Raw genomic sequence first — 19987 nt, 5'->3', positions numbered from 1 at the left:
AGCCATTATTCTAATCTTACTCGTTTACCTTGCTTAATTTTCTTCATAATTTCTCTACCCAGAGCCTGTAGATACTCTTTCACATCTGCCTCTGTTTCTAAAATTGGCTTACTTATCGATCGCGTTGTCTTAATTACTGCGATTGGCTTCACCACAGGCACTACAGGTAGAGTAACTGAATTACCCATCTCCTGTTGTTGAGCGGTTTGGATAGTGATCGCTTCAGCATCAAGGCGTGACACTAATACGTTATATAAACCCGACAACTCACTCTGACGGGCGATCGCGGAATCAATAGTGCTTGATTGGTTAGCAGTTACTACAATCCGATTTATATCCACATCAAGAGTTGACAGATTTAGGCGATCGTATACATCCCCATGAGCTTGAGTCACATATTCTTGAACTTTCTCTCGTAGTCTGAGGCTTTGCTGTTGTACCTGATTAACCTGCGCCTGTAAAATTTCCCGTACTTTATCCTGAATCGGCTTTAATAACATCATTAATTCAGGAATACGTCCTGTCGGATCTGGCATTGCCAAAATTTGTTTTACTGTTTCTACCCGTGCCAGCAAAGTATCTTCTTTAATATGTTGCAGGTCGGGTTCTAGGGTTTTGAGTTCAGCGATCGCCTTCTGAAAAATAACCAATTGGCTGGTAAAGAAAGAGGTAAGTTTATCGCGATCGTCAATGTATGTTTCTAAAGCCTCGCGATCGCCCTTGATAGCCTTAAAGAAAATAGCTACACCATCAGTATTTTGCAATTTCCCTAATAACTCAATATGCGATCGCAGCTTATCAATAAAAGGTAAACTATCTCGTTCTGCCACAGTTAGCCAACCTTGCAGCTTCTGAATTTGAGCATTAAACGCCTTAATATATTCTTCACGCAGCTTTTGAAAATCAGTGGGTGGGGCAGTCTCCAATAGCTCATTTGCTAAATCTCTTGCAATCTTAAAGCTGGTAGGATCGACTTCTTCCGTTAGTCTTACTAAATACTCATCGAGTCCAGACTTCAAGCGTAACTTCGCTACCAAACCTTTCTCCCTGGTGTTAACTATTTCTTGGGCGCGACGTAACTCTACCTTACCTTTATTAACTAACTCAGCGATCGCCCCTAGAGTATCCAACTCCGCCCAACCATAGGGACGACCTGCAAACTTGTCCCGCACATTGCGAATGCTCACTCTCCTATGCGATCGCGCCTCATCGGCAAGGTATAGTTGAATGTCACTATGGGCGGCGGCATTAGCATGATTGCCACTCAAATCTTGCACTTCAATATCGCTAATTAGGGCATTGGTAATTCCAGCTTCATCATCAAAGCCACTCTGGATATAGCCCAACTTGGTATAAACATTTTCAACTAAATAGCGCATTCCATCATTCAAAACCGTTCGCGCCTCCCTACTCGTCACCTGCACTTTACTACCACAGGCAAATACATCGGCTTCGGCAATTAGCGATCGCATCAGACTTGTCAAACGATCTTTTCGCTTGCTATTTAGATCGCTTCTATCGCTTAAAATTCTTTGAATCGAAGCACTAAGATTGCGAGTATTTTTAGTGCGAATGTATTCAGCCGTTTGCACTAACTCATTTGCTTCATCAATAAGGCGCGGATCGTCTGGCAACCTGACCAATACTTCCTGCCCCGATCCAGTTGCCATCAAACAAGTTTCATCTGCTTGTAGCTCTCGATAGCGATCGGCATAGGGGGTAACGATATGCAAACTAATATCATTTACCTGATGTCCATGATCGTCTAATTTTTTGTTGAAATCATACTGGTGACGAGCATCGTACTTATATTTTTTATCAGTAAAGATTGACCCCCATACCAATTTCTGTAGTTCTTCCGTTACATCACTAGGATTGATAGGCGTATTCTTAATTTCGCGTCCGATGTCTTGTTCCTCTTGGGTGAGAAATACATACAGGTCTTCAGCCCGTTGAATTAAGGTTTGTTTTTCCAATCTTTCTAACGATGCTTGGACGCGATCTCGCAAAGCTAATTTATCCTGATCGATGCTACTTAATGAAAGCGTAGTTAGGTTATCTAAATTGGCACGAATCTCTTTAATGTACTTGACCATAAACAGAGTCTTAAGTAAGTCAAGATCGCCCTGTTGTAACTGTGAATTTTCCTCAGCCTGTGCGATCGCCCGTTTTACTGAAGTATCTAGAAATCCTTCAATAGCATCATAAAATCTCTGAAACGGCACTAAAATCCCGATCTCATGCTCGGCAAAAGACTTTGCTGCAATTTGAAAGGCATCCAACAGCGATCGCTCTCCCATTGCTAAATGTTTACCTGCTGCCCCGATCACCCGAATTTGTTCAAATACCTTTTGCAGTAGGGTAAATTGGTACGGAATAAATGGATAAGTCGAGGCAAATTCTTCAGCACTCCTATACCCAGGCAACTCCGCACAGTCTTGGCTAAAGGCAATTTGATTTTTAAGAATAGCCTCCTTCTGGGCATATAGTCCTTTTAGGTAAACACCAGCTACATCGGTTTTAACCAATAATCTCAGCCGAATCACATCATCGGTATTTGCTGAAGAAAGGCTAAGAGGACGACCAAAGCGACCGACAATTTTAGAAAAATCATTACCTTTAAGGCGATTCTTAGTAATTTCATCCATAGCCTCTTGGGATGTCACAACTACCCAAGCCCGACCATGACAGTAAACCCCCAAATCTTCTACCACAGTTTGCAGGTTGAGCATAAGGTCGCTATTTTCGCCAATATACTGTCCCACCTCGTCTACCATAAATAGAACTTGGTGTTGCTTGCCTTGACGATCTAAATAGCTTTTTACCGTTTGGGCAAATTTTTCAGGAGTCAAAGCTATCTGCTGATTAAAACGATCTATTAACCGATTTGCCTCATCCTTCCCCATACCTAAACTCATATGCAAAGCTTCAGCAATATTCTCTTGGCAAAATCCCCAAGCATCCCGTTCAGCTTCCCAAGACTTGCCATGAATTGACTGAAATGCATTTTTGAAAGGAATATAGCTACCTTTTTGATCTAGCTGTCTTTCAAATTCAGCGATCGCTGGTACAGCCCCAAAATACCCTAATTTCTCATCAAAAACCTTCTGAAAAACTTTGACAATACTATCTTTTTGGGTTTTGCCACTGGCATCAGACTTCGAGTCAATATTAAACAAAATTACATCAGCAGATATATTTACGGATCGCTGGATATTCGCTCTTAATAATGGATCGGCAATGCGATCGCTATCAAAAAAATCAATGGCATGTTTATGATCGATTAAGCGATTTTCTAATAAATATGCCAAGATTTTCAAAAAGTAGGACTTCCCAGACCCAAAAAATCCGGCAATCCAAACACCCATTTTGTCTGTAGGCGTATCTAGAGAACTAGTATGACGATCAAAAAAAGTACGGAAATGTTTATCCAACTCCTTGGTAACAACATACTCCTCTAATTCTTGGCGTATGCTTGCGTCATCCTGTTACCCAACTTTAATTACGCCGTTGATATTACGTCTGATATCTTTATTGAACAGTTCAGCTATTTGCATACATTAACCAGATTAGTTTTTGGTTTAGTTATTAAAGTTTGGATCGCCGATCAAAACTTACGATCTACCCACAATTGAGAAAGCTCTGTAGTAATTATCATCCCTAAAAGCATTAAATAGCTTTAACTCTTGGCCATCATAAGCTCCGGGGAAAAACATCACTAATGGCTTACGATCCAAGACGGAATGCAGATTGTTTAAAATTAAATGCGATCGCATCAATGGGTAACTTTCCCCAACCCCAGTAATAAATATTAAATCTTCATCATTTTGAATCTGCTTTTGCATATAGGCGATCGCTTGTTCTGGACGTACTAAAGGTCTTATAGATCTTTCAAGCCCTAAACTACCCTGCTTAGACTCCAACTCAAACGCTTTCTGCAATAACTGCCTTTCTTCCAAAATATTGAGAATAATCTGATACAGATTAAATTCTGTAACTTTAAAACCAATCCTCTTTAGGTTAACCTTCAAAGTCGGTAGAAACTCTTGGACAACAGGCTCATGCTCTGGATCGTAGTCAAAAATATAAAAGCCAATCTCGTTACCAATACCCCGATTCTCAATTAACTGAGGTTTCCGTAATTCTAGATCTAGTTTATTGAGGCGTTGTTGTATTGTTAGCATCTCTTCCCAATAATTTAGAAATTGTATTTAGAAATTGCAAATTCTTTGAAATAGTTAAAATCTCATATAAATTCCAGCATCATTCAAATATAAGTAAACTCATAATACTTTCAAGCAGGTAATGCAAATGAAAAATTTACGGTAGTGATCAAGAGGGCATGATGCAGAACTTAGAGTGAATTTCAGAATTGTAGTGATGGATAAATATCCAAATAGCACCGATATGATTTTCTAATTTCTTAGAAAAAGAAAGAGTTTTTCTAACAAGGCGAGAAATTCTTTGCCTTAAAGTACAATTGAACCTTTCAATATGATTAGTCTGTCCAGACTCTTTGCCCACAGCCTTATGGCGTTTTTTAGGCAAAATACAGCTATAAGCTTGCCAGAAGTCAGTATAACAAACAGCACATTGTCGATAAACGGTTGGTAAAGATTGCCATAACCCCAAGGCTGTTCTTGGTCTCGACTACCAACAAACACTCCAACAATTTCTCTAGTATTTCGGTCAATTGCTAACCAAATCCATACCTTACATTTTTTATCCCCTACAAATGACCATAGTTCATCGCACTCAATGGTCAGGCGTGCTTTTTTTTAGGGATTACCTTAACTTGCGGCTCTACACTGACAGACTTACCATTTACATAACTCTGTAACCACTGTAATGACACCTTGGCAACACGCTTAATCCCTCGCATGGATATACGTTCTAGCAGCAGATTATCGACTAATTTAATTGTGGATTCAGCTATTGGCTGGTTTTTGGGATTAATCACAAATTGACGATTACACTTTTTACATTTGTAGTTTTGTTTTTTGTGACGGGTTATGCCATTCTTAACTATCTGGTCACTTTCACAGTAAGGACATTTTACTTCCATAGTTACTTCTATTTTGTTTTACCCCTTTTTTTATCTATCATGCCCTCTTGATCACTACCTGAAATTTCTCCTAAGGTATCAAAGCAACAGAAGGTAGAAAAAGGTCTGTCTGGGTTTGTAGTTGTGCCGACAAGGTGGGTAATTGAAAGGTCAAATGCTTGGGTTGAAAGATGCAAAATCTTAGTTAAGAACTTTGAGAGAACTCTCGTTAATGCTACAGCTAAACTCAATCTTTGCTTTATTCGTTTGATGCTAAAAAGAATTGCTACTCATGAGATATGAAACAGCCTCTATACTTATGGCTCATGCCCTACCCAAAAGACAGTTTTAATAAATGCTGAGAAGGTGGCGATCGCTAATAAGTTTGGGGTATGGCAATCTGAGCAGATACGCCCTTGGATTTACCTTAGACAAGCTAAATAGTTATTTGCTGATCTCTAATCTGGTTGAATTGAACAAGATGTAAAGAATTAATAGACTCAATTTCGATAAAATCAAGGCATGTTTGACATAAATGGGGGCGTAATGGGGGCACAAAAGATGACCAAACCCTCAAATAAAGACGCAGCAATAGTATCAAGAATATCAAATCTCCTTGGTAAGGAGAAGGTCATCGGTTCAAATCCCATTGAGGGCTTACATACTGACCAATACATTCAGCCTTGAGACTCAATCAGGGCTTCATCCTGTCTTAAAACTACTCAGGAATAATCGGCATAAAAGGTATATAAAGCTCTATAATTGAGTCCACTATTCAGGCAGCGTGGACTATGGCATAACCAATTGAACAATTAATAGTCGAAGCTAATCAAAGGCTTAAGGCAGATCGAACTTAGAAAAAATAGCCTATCCCTTCCGGGAACATTGCCACCTAAACCAGATAGCGATCTTCCTCCCAGTATTTGCCCGTTCCAGTCCATTCAAAGACGATCTACATTCGGCTTCTCTATCAATAGAACTTCCAACGACACCACAGAACTTTTACAATATGCTTTACCTTTAGTAGATAGAATTTACGGTAGTGTGTCACAATTGTTGGAAGGTATAATACCGTATGTAGCAAATAGTTAGTGAAAGAAAAGATGGTATTTGAAGCACTCGAATGTGCAACTTGTGGAGGAGTAGATATCCACAGACATGGACAAAGTGCCACAAGCAAGAAAAGATACATTTGCCTAAATACGAACTGTATGCGAAAGACACTTATTCTTGATTACACCTATCAAGGGTATCGCCCAGAAGAAGAACAAATTGCAGAGATGGCAATCAATGGCAGTGGCATCAGGGATACAGGTCGAGTATTGAAGATTAGTCCCAATACTGTAATCAAGGAGTTAAAAAAAAGAGGAAGACATTGAAGCCGTCAACTATCCTCTGCTAGAACAGCTTGATTTAGAAACACTTGATGTTGACCTGTATGCGGTTGAAGAAGCAGAGATGGATGAGATGTAGAGTTTTGTTGGCAGCAAAAAACAACAAAGATGGTTATGGCACGCCATTGACCATGTAACTGGAGGACTCTTAGCTTATGTCTTAGCACCACATCAAGACCAAGCCTTAGTTAAGCTAGTGAATCTGCTAAAACCATTTGGCATCAAACGTTTTTTCACTGATGCTTGGGGATCATACGAAAGGATTCTTGACCCTGACACTCACTTGATCGGCAAGAAAAATACTCAGAAGATTGAACGTAAACATCTAACTTTGAGAACGAGGATTAAGCGTTTAGCCAGAAAGACGATTTGCTTTTCTAAATCTATTGTGATGCATGATATTGTCATCGGTTTGTTTATCAACAAATATGAGTTCTCATTTCAATCTTCTTGAACTCTCCAACAAATGTGACACATTACCGATGTTTAGTGCAGTCCACTTCAGGTAGCTAATTTACGCAGTTCTACCAGTAGTTCCGTATCATCTCGCTTAAATACTGGTAAAAACTCAATGTGTTTATATCTCAAGATGCCTTGAATATCAATAATGAAATAGGCACGCTTTGTTCCTAGTAATAAATCATCGACTCCATACTTTTTCGCAACTTCCTTGGAGCGATCGCTTAATAGGGGAAACTCCAAACCTAATTTTTTTGAGAACTCACTATGTTTTTCTATGGGATCAGAATTTATACCTAAAATTTCCGCACCTAGCTCTCTAAATTTAGTCCAATCATTGGCAAAGCACTGCATTTCCAAAGTGCAAAGGGGGCTAAAATCTGCTGGATAAAAGGCAAGTAGGACATTGGTTTTACCTTGATAGCGGCTAAGGGTTATATCACCGCGATCACTAGGGAGAGTAAAGTCTGGCGCAGGTTTACCGATTTCTAGAGACATAATGATTTAATGAATAAAAATTAAATTCTCATCTTGATCAAACCTATACTAGCAATTACGGGCAATAACTACACCAATCGCATCTCTAAATATTCTCTAAAAACATTCCCAAAATATTTCTTGGAATTATACTAAGCACTTAAGCATTTTAATAATGACCAATCCATTTTTTGAACTTAACTACGAACCAGCCTTAGAAAATCTGGGTGAAGATTATTTTGATATCGTTACCGCCGCCAAATTTCCGATCCATACTCTGCGTTGGCGTAATGCTCAGGTCTTATCACAACTGGGCTTAGACCCCAATCAGGTTACAGATCATGATTTTATCGAAGCCTTTGGCACATTTGCATCGGTGAGACCATTTTTGGCATTACGTTATCACGGCTATCAGTTTGGTGAATATAATCCAAATCTTGGCGATGGTAGAGGTTTTTTATATGGACAGGTGCGGGGCATAGATGGAGAACTCTATGACTTTGGGACGAAAGGATCGGGACGCACACCCTATTCACGCACTGCCGATGGCAGATTAACCCTAAAAGGTGGCGTTAGAGAAGTTTTGGCAGCGGAGGCATTACATCGCTTAGGAGTTAAAACATCCAGATGTCTAAGCCTAATTGAAACAGGAGAGCAGTTGTATCGGGGGGATGAACCCTCGCCCACACGATCATCGGTAATGGTGCGGTTTAGCCGATCACATATTCGGTTTGGGACATTTGAGAGATTACATTACCTGAACCGTCCAGATTTAATTCGCAAGCTTTTAGATCACGTCATTGGGGTTTACTATCCGCACTTATTAGCCTTTAATTCAGAGGAACGAGATCCTAATTTTTATGCCGAATTAGTGCAAAGAGTGGCACAACTGGCTGCCCAGTGGATGGTGGCAGGTTTTTGTCATGGGGTCTTAAATACAGATAATATGTCGATTACGGGTGAGAGCTTTGACTATGGACCTTATGCTTTTATTCCCAACTATGATCCTAAATTTACGGCTGCATACTTTGATTATTACCGTCGCTATGCCTATGCTAATCAACCGGCTGTATGTTACTGGAATTTAGAAATGCTGCAATACCCACTTAAACTGGTGATGGCTGCTGCCGATCTGGATTTGGGATTAGCAAAATTTAAGGATTCTTACCGCCAAGAATACATCGATAAAATGTCCTTAAGATTAGGATTAGAGCCACTTTTACCCCCTGAGTCGGCGATCGCCATTCAAGCATTAGAAGAATTGATTACTTTGACCTTGGAATTTTTGGCAACAACCCAAATGGGATACCATGACTTTTTTATTCAGCTTAAAAATAGCTTTAGTCCGAACTGGCGCGAAGATTTAGCAAATATAGTTTTAGGATTTGAGGGCAATCTGAATGAGGAGCAAACTCAACTTCTGGGAAATTGGCGATTGCTTTACCATAAATTCCTAAGCCAAATCCCAATGGAGCAAATATCTGAAGTGAGCTTAAAGCTGCATACATATAACCCCAGCAAAATTTTGTTACGCCCCGAAATTGAGACGGTCTGGGAAAAAATTACCACCGATGATAATTGGCAGCCATTTTACGAATTAATTACAGAAATTCAGGCTTAATTAAAGCAATCTATAATTAAATGTCTAGGGTCTCTGAATCTTGGCTGAATCTCTGAATCATAGTTAGGTATTTATTCTACAATCATCAATACTTAAACTCATCTAGTTACGTTGGAGGAAAACATCTGTCTGGTCGTTATTTATTCACATCTGAATCGGTTACGGAAGGTCACCCTGACAAAATCTGTGATCAAATTTCAGATACTATCCTCGATGCCCTACTAACTAACGATCCCAAGTCTAGGGTGGCGGCAGAGGTAGTTGTTAGCACTGGCTTAGTATTAATTACGGGTGAAGTCACAACCGAAGCCTATGTCAATATTTCGGATTTAGCGCGTAAAAAAATTGCGGAAATTGGCTACACTGACTCGGAAAATGGTTTTTCTGCTAATAGCTGCGCCGTTTTAGTTGCCCTTGATGAACAGTCTCCAGATATTGCCCAAGGTGTAAATGAGGCTATGGAAAAGCGAGAGGGTGAGGACTCGGATTCGGCAATTGAGGCGATCGGGGCGGGAGATCAGGGTTTAATGTTTGGCTTTGCCTGTGATGAGACTCCTGAGTTAATGCCAATTCCAATTTCTCTTGCCCACCGATTTGCACGGCAATTAGCCCATGTCAGAAAAGATGGTACCCTGCCCTATCTGCGGCCTGATGGCAAAACTCAAGTAACGATCGCATACGAAAATAATAAGCCTGTTGGCATTGATACGATTTTAATTTCAACCCAGCACACCGCCTCGATTAATGGAATTACGGATGAGAAAAAAATCCAAGAGCTAATTAAATCTGACCTTTGGGAGCAGGTAATTCTGCCCATATTTGCTGAGGATGCAGCTTTTAAGCCAACTGCGGAAACTCGATTCTTAGTTAATCCTACGGGGAAATTTGTGGTTGGGGGACCTCAAGGTGATTCTGGTTTAACAGGTCGTAAAATTATTGTTGATACCTATGGTGGCTATGCCCGTCATGGGGGTGGCGCATTTTCAGGTAAAGACCCCACTAAGGTCGATCGCAGTGCTGCCTATGCCTGTCGGTATGTAGCAAAAAACATTGTGGCGGCTGGCTTAGCAACTAAGTGTGAAATCCAAATTAGTTATGCGATCGGAGTAGCTCGACCTACTAGTATTAATGTCGATACCTTCGGTACAGGCAAGGTTCCCGATCAGGTATTGCTTAAACTAGTGCAAGATAACTTTGACTTGAGACCCGCAGGAATTATTAAAACCTTTAATCTGAGAAATCTGCCAAAAGAGCGAGGAGGTCGTTTTTATCAAAATCTAGCTGCTTACGGACATTTAGGTCGGACTGATTTAGATTTGCCTTGGGAAAAAACGGATAAGGTTGATATCCTAAGAAACGCTCTCTGACACAAGTTAAGAGGAGTTGTGTGGGGCTTAAACTTATGAGATTTAACTAAAACTTAAGCCCATAATGTCATAAGCCTTGCATTTAGCAAATAAATTAATAAATTAGGCAAACTGCTGGCTGAGTTCAATCGGGTTATGAACTGTGATCCGCTTTTTAGAGATGGATATTCTTTTTTGATTCCGTAAATCCCCAAGTAATCTGGTGACCGTAACTCGTGTAGAACCAATTGCTTCAGCGATCGCCTGATGGGAAAGCTTTAAATCAATCGTAACCCCATCCGCCGAGGGAATACCAAAATCACGACACAAAATTAGGAGAAAACTAACTAACCGAGAACCCATATCTCGATGTGCCAAGGTCTCAATCATCATCTCTGTTTGCAATATCCGTGAAGACAAGCCTCTGAGTAAAAACATTGGTAATTCAGGGTCTTCCTTTAATGCTTTTTCTACTTGCTCAATTGGGACAGATAGCAGTTCAACTGGTGTCGTAAACGCAACGGCATGATAAAAGCGATCGGAACGGTTACCAGTTATTAAAGATAAAACCCCAAACACACTATTTTCACGCAGTAATGCCACGGTAATTTCTTCTCCCGCTTCATACACTCGGGAAAGCTTTACGGCTCCACGCACCAAAAAATAAAATCGTTCGGCAGGATCACCCGGAAAGAAGATCGTTTTACCTCGTTCAAAGGTTTCAACTACTGGCGGGAATGAGCCTCCATTCATTTCACGAAATACCTCGACTAGAGGCTTATTAGGAACTGCTACCACTACGATCTCCAAAACCTATCTAAAATAATTTAAGTTGTTTGGTATTCAAAACTACTTATTTCCACTTAAACTTACTAACAAATAGTCGTTTGTATCATTGAATACATATTATTGTAGTTTATCCTAAATTTTGGGCAAAAAGGATTTAAGTGAGATTTTTGCCAGATATTTTGTGCTTATATAGATCAAAAATAGATCAAGATTTAATCAAAGTGCTATGCCCTATATAGGTCTTTCATCCCCCGTAATTTTGTAAACACCCTAACAGGCTCAGTAAAGCCAATTTTTGTTTGAATTTCAGGGCGATCGCAGCGTAAAAAAGGATTAGTTTGTTTCTCTAGCCCGATATTAGTGGGAATTGTGGGTTGGTGATTAGCTCTGGTTTGAGTTGCCGATCTCATCCGTGCTTGTAATGCTAAATTCTCAATATCTATGGTCAGGGCAAATTTGAGGTTGTCGATGGTATATTCATGGGCACACCATACTAGGGTTTGATCGGGTAGGTGGGCAAGTTTTTGCAGTGAGCTTAACATCTGAGCGGGCGTACCTTCAAATAATCTGCCACAACCACAACCAAAGAGGGTATCACCACAGAATAGATTATTACTCTCGGCAAAATAATAGGCAATATGGGCATGGGTATGACCGGGGATAAATAAAACTTGGGCAGAATTATGTCCAAACTGTCCATCAAAATCTAGGCGATCGCCATCTTTGAGAAAGACCTGTTGATGGGGAATCCGTCCTCGATCAAGTTTACCCCCGTAGATTTTTAAATCTGGAAATACATTTAATAGTTCAGTATTGCCCCCTATATGGTCAGAATGGTGATGGGTATTGAGAATAGCAATGAGAGTTGCCCCAAGTTCGGTAATTTTTGTAATAACAGGAGCAGCGATCGCTGGATCGACAACAATAGCGGTATGAGTTTCAGGATTATGGAGGAGAAAGATATAGTTGTCCTTCAAAACAGGTAAAAGATGGACTTCCATAGGTATTTGTTAGATATTCGTTATTTGCTATTGCCTCTCGCTACTATCCCAATGCTAACCTAATGCTAAAAAGAGAGTTGACTTGAGATTTTTGAAGTAATTGGTTAAGTAATGGACTGTACGAATTTACTAATGCGATCGCAGCCCTTTTTGATCGTCTCAACATCCGTAGCATAGGAAAGCCTAACATTAGTATCAACCCCAAAAGCAATCCCAGGAATAATTGCCACCTGTTGTTGCTCTAATAGTTTTTCAGCAAATTCCATAGAACTCAAGCCAAGTTTGGTAGTGTTAGGAAACAGATAAAAAGCACCATCGGGCTTTAAACAAGTCAGGTTAGGGATTTGCATTAACCCTTGATACATCACTTCCCGTTTAGCGGCAAAAGATAGACGCATCTCTTCCACACAGTCTTGGGATTCGTTCAAAGCAGCGATCGCCCCGTACTGAGCAAAGGTACAAATATTAGAGGTGCTATGTCCTTGGATTAAAGTTGCTGCCTTAATAATTTCTTTAGCTCCCGCCAAGTACCCCACTCGCCAGCCAGTCATGGAATAAGCTTTGGCAAAACCACTACTAATAATCGTACGGGCAAAAATTTCGGGACTAACTGCCCCAATGCTAAAGTGCTTGGCTTCATCGTAAATAATCTTTTCATAAATTTCGTCAGATACGACAAATACCTGCTCATGCCGCAATAATACTTCTGCTAATGCCTTAATCTCTTCAGGGCTATAGACCATACCCGTAGGATTTGAAGGCGAATTAAGCACAAATAGCTTAGTTCTCGGCGTAATTGCTGCCTCAAGTTGTTCAGGTGTAATCTTATAGCCATTAGCCTCATTGGTTAGGATCAGTTTCGGGATGCCCTGTGCTAACTTCACCATCTCTGGATAGCTCACCCAAAACGGGACAGGAATAATTACCTCATCTCCTGCATTCAACAAAGCCATCATCAAGTTATAAAGGGAATGCTTACCACCATTGGTGACAATAATTTGGTCTGGGGTATAGCTTAATTGATTATCTCGAAGCAGTTTGTCAGCGATCGCCTGTCGGAGTTCGATAATCCCTGCGGCGGCGGTATATTTAGTTTTACCTTGATCTAATGCTAGTTTAGCAGCTGCTTTTATATGATTTGGGGTATCAAAGTCTGGCTCCCCTGCGGCAAAGCTACATACATCTACACCACTTGCCCGTAAGGATTTCGCCTTGGCATCAATTGCTAAGGTCAAAGAGGGCGTAACTAGACCGACTCGATTTGCCAAATTCATTTTACACTTCCAAAAAATACCCACATGATGATCTGTGGTAAATAATTAGTACCGCATTGTATCAAACTGATTAATATATTATGTTCCTATGCAACCATTATTAATCCCACCAGCTTTAAGTTCGGGTTTAAATGCAGAAGCAAGCTCAGGGCAGAAAATTTGTGTAATTGCTCCCAGCGGAGCGTTGCGGGAACCAGAACGATTTGCCCAAGGTTTAGAGATTTGGCGAGAGCGGGGCTATAAACTCCAAGTTCCAGAAAATATTGATCGAAATTGGGGCTACTTGGCAGGGACAGATAGCGATCGCCTGCAACAATTTATCCAAGCATGGAATGATCCTGAATGTGCGGCAATTATTACTGCTCGTGGGGGCTATGGTTGCACTCGTCTCCTAGAAAAATTGGTTTGGCAAGATTTAAACCCTAATCCTAAATGGTTAATTGGGTTTTCTGATATTACGGCTTTGCTATGGGGGCTGGCGGTAAACTTAGGAATTGCCAGTGTGCATGGTGCCGTATTGACTACCTTAGCCGCAGAGCCAGATTGGTCAACCCAAAAGTTATTTGATTGGCTAGAGGGAAAAGTACAAACAATTACCCTTGGTGGTACAGGTTGGGGATTAGGCAAAGCTACGGGTGTCTTATTAGCAGGAAATTTGAATATTGCCACCCATTTAATTGGCACTTCGGTATTTCCAGACTTAGACAATGTGATCCTTGCCTTCGAGGATGTGGCAGAGTCGCCCTATAAAGTTGATCGAATGCTCACCCAATGGCGCATGTTAGGACTATTAGAAAAAGTTAAAGGTATTGCCATTGGTCGGTTTAGTCGTTCTGAACCATTTCCCAATTATCCCAGTTTCTCTATGCAGGAAGTTTGGCGCGATCGCCTCGAAGACCTAAATATTCCGATAGTTGTGGATTTACCCTTTGGGCATGATGGCACAAATGTACCTTTAGTAATTGGGGCTGAAGCTCAATTAGATGGGGATACTGGACTTTTAAGCTATTGGCACACTAGCTATTAATCAGTACTATTTCTTTTTTTTCTTGATATTTAGTAAATTTGCTTAAATAGCAATCATAAATACAATACAATAGTGTTGTTTAGAACACATACCATTTTAAAGGTAAGGAATAAGTTAACCAATAAGTTAGCGAATAAGTTAGCAAATAACTGGTATGCTCTTAACTTAATAAATATAGATGTATCTGCAGAGGAATAAAGCAAATGCTACATCGCAAAATCTATCAACTGTGCGAAGCCAAAAGCGATGTGTGGATTTATCTAAGGGATCAAGGGCGTTGGTTAGAAAGAGCAAAAATTTTAGATATAGAGGGTGACATAGTTACTCTACGCTACGAAACCGAAGATGAAGATGAAGTATCTTCGTGGGAAGAAATGGTAAGGCTGGAAAGTATTGGAGCTGTAACCCAAAAATTAGCTTCTGTACCGAGGGGATATGTTTCATCTCAAGATATTTTAACTTCCGACGAATGTCCAGAGTCTGAGCAAATTAAGCACCGACCAGACATTTCCGATTAGTTTCGGTTATTTAGTCTCGCTTAATGATCGATTAATAATTATCTAGCTAGATATGCAGCCCGTTGATCTAACCACTTTAGTGGCAATTTGTCATGAACTTCAAAACTCTCTACCCGCTAAGTTAGAGCAGGTTTATCAAAGCGATCGCCACACTATTTATTTGGCACTAAGAACTTTAGAACAGAAACTATGGTTACTAATTTCTTGGCATCCCCAAACCGCCAGAATTCACCTAAGTTTACCGCCACCACCATACCCCGATACATTTACCTTTAGCCAACAGATTTGGCACCAAGTTACAGGGTTGGCATTGGTAGCGATCGCCCCAGTTAGTCCGTGGGAAAGAGTTATTGATTTGCAATTTGCTAAACGCCCTCATGATCCGATCCAAGCGCACCTGTACATTGAAATTATGGGTAAGTACAGCAATGTCATTTTAGTGAATGGGGATGGAGATATTGTTACTGCTTCCCATCAAGTTAGTAGCAAGCAATCACGGGTACGTCCAATTCAAACGGGCGATCGCTACGAGTTACCCCCTGCCTTGGTTGAAGATATTCCCACCCTATCGGAGTCGCTAGAATTATGGGGCGATCGCTTAAGATTAATTCCCCAGCCAATTTTGAGAAGTTTGGTGACTAATTATCGTGGTGTCAGTTCATCCTTGGGGCGATCGCTATTGACCATAGCAGGAATTGATAGTAATACCAGTACAGATAAACTTAGTCCTCAGGACTGGCAAAATCTCTATCAAGCTTGGCAGCAATGGCTACAGTGTTTAGAATCCAAGCAATTTTTCCCTGAGCTAACTACAGATGGTTACACAGTGATCGGGACTTATAATTTTTCTGATTTAAGCTATGAAAATTTAAAGTATGAAAAGTACGAAAGCGTTAATGAGTTAGTGCAAGACTATTACGGCAAAATTACGACAAAACAAGAATTTCAGCAGCTTTACGATCAAGTTAATCAAATTCTACAAACTCATTTCAAAAAATTAAATGCTAAGGCACAGTCATTTCAAGAACGCCTAGAGCAATCTGATCAAGCTGAACTGATTAAAACCCATGCTGATTTACTCATGGCTCATATTGTCGACTGGGAACAGGGAGATACCTCAATTACGATTAAGGACTTTCATAGCCTTGCACCCGTGACAATTCCCCTAGACCCGCAGCAAAATATCATTCAAAATGCCCAGTCACTATATAAAAAATATCAAAAACAAAAACGGGCAAAATTAGCGATCGCTCCATTACTAGAGGCAGTCAATCAAGAAATTCATTATCTCCAACAGGTATATACGGCTGTATCTCATTTAGAAGCAGGGGATTTAAAATCTCTCCAAGAAGTACATCAAGAGTTAGTTCAACAAGGATATTTGACAAGCGATCGCTCTACTCATCAAAATATCAAATCCCAAGGTAAAAATCAGAAATCTAGGCAAAAAGCGGAAACGGTTCTTAACTGTCATCGCTTCAAGAGTCCCAGTGGCTTTGAAATTTGGGTTGGACGAAATAACTATCAAAATGATCAACTCACCTTCAAACTCGCCAACGACTATGATCTATGGCTACACACCCAAGAAATTCCGGGTAGCCATGTCCTTTTACGACTAGAACCCGGAACGGTAGCCGAAGCTCAAGACTTGCAAACAGCCGCAAATCTGGCAGCATACTATAGTCAAGCTCGGCAAAGCGATCAAGTACCTGTAGTGTTTACAAAGCCCAAGCATGTCTTTAAGCCCAAAGGCGCTAAACCCGGAATGGTCATTTATCGACAGGAGCAAATTGTTTGGGGACAACCTGCCGATGTAGTACCGCTTTTGTAGGTATAATTCCAACAATTCAAAAATCATTAGGAGATTAGCTATGAAACAAATTAACTTTTTAGTACTATTTTTGTTCACCATGGCATTGGTTCTATTTGCCCTAGAGAATACAGGGGCAGCCACAATTCAAATCATCCCTGGCACCACATTTGATGCTCCCCTTAGTGTAGAACTAATTGTTGCTATGGGAATTGGAGCTACGATCGCTTGGGTATTTAGTGTATGGACAGGTATTCAAAATGCGATCGCCACTGTGGGGAAAAACAAACAAATTCAAAACCTACAAAGAAAAGTATCAGAACTATCAATTCAAGTGGAAGAGCGGAATAAAATTTTGACCTCATCAACATCTACAGCATCAGTAATTGATGTGGAATCAGAAGAAAAAACTAATCAAGCATAAATTTGTAATCCTAAGACAAAGTAAGCATTTACAGTTACCCTAAAAACTAGAATTTACGAAGATTATTTAACTCCTATAAGGCACTTATGCGTATAACTAAATAAAGTTCTATGGTTCTAATCCTTATTAACTGGCTTTATATAACTCTCATCTGCTATGCCTATGGTTTTATATTACTGAAGTTACTACAAAAGTTAGAGTTAAAAGGTGAAGGTATCCAGCTGCCATTTAGTCTGGTGTGCTTATTGGGACTAGCTGAAGTTTCAGCTTTAAGTACAGTGCTATCGCTATTTATTAATATCGGGGCATTGGCAGTTGTACTGACTACTTTAGTTCCAGTGATTTTTTTTGGATTTCAGAGACAAATTTGCCTAGACGAAGTTAATCGCATAATTAAGCAGGTCAAATTCACTCCTCCTCTATTCAACTTAATTCTAGTTATTATTCAAGTTATCCTAGCGATAAAATGCTCTACTAATATTTTCTTTCATTACGATAGTGGCTTTTATCATCTCCCTTCAATTCGATGGATTGAGACCTATGGTGTTGTACCTGGACTCGTCAATTTATTTGCACCCTTAGGTATAGATTCTATATGGTTCCAGACTAATGCTCTTTTTGGCTTTGCCTTTCTTTTAGATAACCCTTTGCACAAAGTTATAGGGCTAACCATCTGTTGGTCAATATATTTAGTTCTAGGACGAGTAAAAGATTTTATCCTAAATCATACACAGCCATCCTTCAGTTTAGTTTTGCATGTCTTAACCCTAATACCTTTATTAGAGCTATGTAGTAATTTAACTTCTCCATCTACTGATGAACCATCTGCTATTTTTGTATTGTTGGTTTTAGTTTTGACTGCACAGTTTATTGAAACGCAAGCAGAAGAATCCACTAATTTAAGTAATTTAATTGGGATAGCGATCGCTACCTTTTCAGTTTACGCAGTTACGATCAAGCTTAGCTCAATCCCAATTTTACTCTGTACGCTTTATGTATTGTGGACTAGCTACAATAAAAGAGACTTTACCTGGCTAATATTACAGGGTGGTGTTCTCGCAGAATTTTTAATCCCTAAGGCTCTACGGACATTAATTTTAACTGGTTATTTACTTTATCCCTTTCCATATTTAGATATTTTCAATCCTGACTGGAAAATGCCTAAATCCTTCGTTATTGCTGAGATGGAATGGATTCAATCTTGGGCTAGGCTACGCTTTGTTGATAAAAAGTTAGTTCTTAGTAGAGGTATTCAGTACTGGTTTCCATCTTGGATAAATACGTTCTGTTCTAGTCCCATTGCCTTAGGTTTAATTATTTCCATAAGCATATGTCTTATCGGATTAGTTATTTGGAAACAAAAACAAACGCAGATAGTATTTAAGTATGGTGTACTCTATATAACTAGTTTTGTTGGGCTTTTGTATTGGTTCAACGCTGCTCCCTACATTCGCTTTGGATTTGGGTTTCTCTGGGGATTTATTCTTTTATTACTTGTTCCGCCCATCCTATTAAGCCTTGCATCAAATCAACCAATTCTTTTATTTCATCCTCAAGCATATACTGGGATATCGATTACTCTCTTAATTGCTCTTTTACCAATTATGCTTTACTCGGCATCATTTCAGTGGCAGCCATTAGGGGCAGGTATTATGCCTTCAAAAGACTTTTTTGTTAGTGCTAGTTATCGCAAACCAAATGGCTATCCAAAGGCGACTTTAACATTGAGACGTGCTTGTGGATTTAATGTATTTCAACCAATTAAGAATCAATTATGTTGGTACTCTGATGTTCCTTGTTCTCCTTTTTATTATGGTGAGACTATGCTGCGAAGCTCTGATCTACATGATGGGTTCCGAAGTATTCAATCTTGTTCAACCGCTACAACTTTTCAGAGATAAATTCCGTTTAGCAAAATTCTAATCAATCTAATTATGAAAATTTCGATTATTACTGTTTGTAGAAATTCTGAGAAAACTATTGAAACAACTATCAAAAGCGTAGTTTCTCAGACATACAAAGATATTGAGTACATTATTATTGATGGAAACTCGAAAGATAGAACCAAAGATATAGTCTTAAGCTACGGCGATCGCATTAGCAAATTTGTGAGTGAACCCGATAAATGTCTATGGGAAGCCATGAATAAAGGGATTAAACTCGCAACAGGAGATTTTTTATACTTTATAAATTCAGATGACTATATCTTTGACGAAAATGTCATTGGTGATGTCGTTACTTTTATTAAAGAAAGACCTGATGCTGATTTTGTCTATGGTGATATTGAAGTTAGGACACCACCCCATAAACCAGTTATTCAAAAGTCTCCTTATCCAATCGAAATCGTTGAATCTATGGTTATTGGCTGTAGTATTCCCCATGCAGGTAGTTTTATAAAACCTTATTTATTTGAAAAAATCGGTCTTTATAACGAAAACTATAAAATTGGCTCTGATTACGAATGGGTAACTAAATTAATGCAAGATCAAACTCTTAAATTATTTTATATGCCAAGAGTAATTGCTTCATTTTTCTCAGGTGGATTGTCTGGTAATATCAAAGAAAATCTTACTGAAATGTTTGAGATTCAAAATAATGTTCCTATATATCAATCTGATTTCTGGATTGCAAGGCGGCTAGTAGCTATTCAGAAAATATATGCATGTAAATACGAGGAATTATTAGAAGCACGCACACTAGCTGATGAACGTTTTGCTTTTATTGAAGCATCAACCTTAGGTAAATTATTACTTTCAGTAAAAAAAGCTATAAAGGCATTAAAAAGCTAAATCAGTTATTAACC

The 19987-nt window shown here is 39.5% G+C and carries 16 protein-coding genes and 2 pseudogenes; 11 read left to right on the top strand and 7 right to left on the bottom strand.

What is annotated here, in order from left to right:
• Positions 1-5 precede the first annotated feature (5 nt).
• From brxC to SYN7502_RS19285, 3 genes and pseudogenes are all read right to left on the bottom strand, one after another.
• Positions 6-3476: pseudogene (gene brxC / locus SYN7502_RS06685) on the bottom strand (BREX system P-loop protein BrxC); the annotation flags it as partial.
• Between the two features lie 138 nt (positions 3477-3614).
• Complete coding sequence (locus tag SYN7502_RS06680; RefSeq protein WP_015168110.1) at positions 3615-4184, bottom strand: DUF1788 domain-containing protein; 570 nt, start codon at positions 4182-4184, stop codon at positions 3615-3617.
• A gap of 148 nt (positions 4185-4332) precedes the next feature.
• A pseudogene (locus tag SYN7502_RS19285) lies at positions 4333-5065 on the bottom strand (IS1 family transposase).
• A 123-nt stretch (positions 5066-5188) separates the two neighbouring features.
• On the opposite strand from SYN7502_RS19285, the gene SYN7502_RS18765 reads away from it, so the two are divergent.
• The 3 genes from SYN7502_RS18765 (at position 5189) to SYN7502_RS21355 (ending at position 6892) form a co-directional block, all read left to right on the top strand.
• Complete coding sequence (locus SYN7502_RS18765) at positions 5189-5347, top strand: hypothetical protein (RefSeq protein ID WP_371257808.1); 159 nt, start codon at positions 5189-5191, stop codon at positions 5345-5347.
• Positions 5348-6255: 908 nt separating this feature from the next.
• Positions 6256-6423 (top strand): IS1-like element transposase, encoded by a 168-nt coding sequence (locus SYN7502_RS20925; RefSeq protein ID WP_246828974.1) that lies wholly within the window; start codon positions 6256-6258, stop codon positions 6421-6423.
• 139 nt (positions 6424-6562) lie between these two features.
• Positions 6563-6892: an IS1 family transposase gene (locus SYN7502_RS21355; protein WP_371257824.1), complete on the top strand. Its 330-nt coding sequence runs from the start codon at positions 6563-6565 to the stop codon at positions 6890-6892.
• Between the two features lie 47 nt (positions 6893-6939).
• On the opposite strand, the gene SYN7502_RS06655 is transcribed toward SYN7502_RS21355, so the two are convergent.
• A complete protein-coding gene (locus SYN7502_RS06655) occupies positions 6940-7395 on the bottom strand; it encodes a peroxiredoxin (RefSeq protein WP_015168107.1) in 456 nt (151 codons plus the stop codon).
• Between the two features lie 154 nt (positions 7396-7549).
• Here SYN7502_RS06655 and SYN7502_RS06650 point away from each other — a divergent pair, with 154 nt between their 5' ends.
• Positions 7550-8995, top strand: coding sequence for a protein adenylyltransferase SelO (locus SYN7502_RS06650; RefSeq protein ID WP_015168106.1), 1446 nt, complete (start codon positions 7550-7552; stop codon positions 8993-8995).
• Positions 8996-9120: 125 nt separating this feature from the next.
• Positions 9121-10362, top strand: a complete 1242-nt coding sequence (gene metK, locus SYN7502_RS06645) for a methionine adenosyltransferase (protein ID WP_015168105.1) — start codon at positions 9121-9123, stop codon at positions 10360-10362.
• 102 nt (positions 10363-10464) lie between these two features.
• On the opposite strand, the gene ntcA is transcribed toward metK, so the two are convergent.
• The 3 genes from ntcA to SYN7502_RS06630 form a co-directional block, all read right to left on the bottom strand.
• Positions 10465-11094 carry a global nitrogen regulator NtcA gene (ntcA, locus tag SYN7502_RS06640; protein WP_144050276.1) on the bottom strand — a complete coding sequence of 210 codons (630 nt, stop codon included), beginning with the start codon at positions 11092-11094 and terminating at the stop codon, positions 10465-10467.
• A gap of 260 nt (positions 11095-11354) precedes the next feature.
• Entirely contained in the window at positions 11355-12131 is a 777-nt protein-coding gene (gloB, locus tag SYN7502_RS06635) for a hydroxyacylglutathione hydrolase (protein ID WP_015168103.1), read from the bottom strand.
• A 104-nt stretch (positions 12132-12235) separates the two neighbouring features.
• A complete protein-coding gene (locus SYN7502_RS06630; protein ID WP_015168102.1) occupies positions 12236-13405 on the bottom strand; it encodes a pyridoxal phosphate-dependent aminotransferase in 1170 nt (389 codons plus the stop codon).
• 88 nt (positions 13406-13493) lie between these two features.
• Between SYN7502_RS06630 and SYN7502_RS06625 the strand changes: the two genes are divergently transcribed.
• The 6 genes from SYN7502_RS06625 to SYN7502_RS06600 all read left to right on the top strand — a co-directional run bounded on the left by SYN7502_RS06625 (position 13494) and on the right by SYN7502_RS06600 (position 19973).
• Positions 13494-14432 (top strand): S66 peptidase family protein, encoded by a 939-nt coding sequence (locus tag SYN7502_RS06625; RefSeq protein ID WP_015168101.1) that lies wholly within the window; start codon positions 13494-13496, stop codon positions 14430-14432.
• Positions 14433-14635: 203 nt separating this feature from the next.
• Entirely contained in the window at positions 14636-14950 is a 315-nt protein-coding gene (locus SYN7502_RS06620) for a DUF6679 family protein (protein WP_015168100.1), read from the top strand.
• Positions 14951-15002: 52 nt separating this feature from the next.
• Positions 15003-16781 carry an Rqc2 family fibronectin-binding protein gene (locus tag SYN7502_RS06615; RefSeq protein WP_015168099.1) on the top strand — a complete coding sequence of 593 codons (1779 nt, stop codon included), beginning with the start codon at positions 15003-15005 and terminating at the stop codon, positions 16779-16781.
• Between the two features lie 40 nt (positions 16782-16821).
• Entirely contained in the window at positions 16822-17184 is a 363-nt protein-coding gene (locus tag SYN7502_RS06610; RefSeq protein ID WP_015168098.1) for a LapA family protein, read from the top strand.
• Positions 17185-17294: 110 nt separating this feature from the next.
• Complete coding sequence (locus SYN7502_RS06605; RefSeq protein ID WP_015168097.1) at positions 17295-19085, top strand: LIC_10190 family membrane protein; 1791 nt, start codon at positions 17295-17297, stop codon at positions 19083-19085.
• Between the two features lie 33 nt (positions 19086-19118).
• Positions 19119-19973: a glycosyltransferase family 2 protein gene (locus SYN7502_RS06600; protein WP_015168096.1), complete on the top strand. Its 855-nt coding sequence runs from the start codon at positions 19119-19121 to the stop codon at positions 19971-19973.
• Positions 19974-19987: the final 14 nt, after the last annotated feature.

Origin of the sequence: Synechococcus sp. PCC 7502, assembly GCF_000317085.1 — a bacterium.
In the GTDB taxonomy this organism is placed as follows: Bacteria; Cyanobacteriota; Cyanobacteriia; order Pseudanabaenales; family Pseudanabaenaceae; genus PCC-7502.
Note: the sequence above shows the minus strand (reverse complement) of the source record. Positions and strands in the feature narration are given on the sequence as shown.

Coding starts and splice junctions, on each gene's coding strand:
- SYN7502_RS06680 (WP_015168110.1), bottom strand. CDS start 4,184: ATGCTAACAATACAACAACGCCTCAATAAACTAGATCTAGAATTACGG.
- SYN7502_RS20925 (WP_246828974.1), top strand. CDS start 6,256: ATGCGAAAGACACTTATTCTTGATTACACCTATCAAGGGTATCGCCCA.
- SYN7502_RS06655 (WP_015168107.1), bottom strand. CDS start 7,395: ATGTCTCTAGAAATCGGTAAACCTGCGCCAGACTTTACTCTCCCTAGT.
- SYN7502_RS06650 (WP_015168106.1), top strand. CDS start 7,550: ATGACCAATCCATTTTTTGAACTTAACTACGAACCAGCCTTAGAAAAT.
- ntcA (WP_144050276.1), bottom strand. CDS start 11,094: ATGAATGGAGGCTCATTCCCGCCAGTAGTTGAAACCTTTGAACGAGGT.
- gloB (WP_015168103.1), bottom strand. CDS start 12,131: ATGGAAGTCCATCTTTTACCTGTTTTGAAGGACAACTATATCTTTCTC.
- SYN7502_RS06630 (WP_015168102.1), bottom strand. CDS start 13,405: ATGAATTTGGCAAATCGAGTCGGTCTAGTTACGCCCTCTTTGACCTTA.
- SYN7502_RS06625 (WP_015168101.1), top strand. CDS start 13,494: ATGCAACCATTATTAATCCCACCAGCTTTAAGTTCGGGTTTAAATGCA.
- SYN7502_RS06620 (WP_015168100.1), top strand. CDS start 14,636: ATGCTACATCGCAAAATCTATCAACTGTGCGAAGCCAAAAGCGATGTG.
- SYN7502_RS06615 (WP_015168099.1), top strand. CDS start 15,003: ATGCAGCCCGTTGATCTAACCACTTTAGTGGCAATTTGTCATGAACTT.
- SYN7502_RS06610 (WP_015168098.1), top strand. CDS start 16,822: ATGAAACAAATTAACTTTTTAGTACTATTTTTGTTCACCATGGCATTG.
- SYN7502_RS06605 (WP_015168097.1), top strand. CDS start 17,295: ATGGTTCTAATCCTTATTAACTGGCTTTATATAACTCTCATCTGCTAT.
- SYN7502_RS06600 (WP_015168096.1), top strand. CDS start 19,119: ATGAAAATTTCGATTATTACTGTTTGTAGAAATTCTGAGAAAACTATT.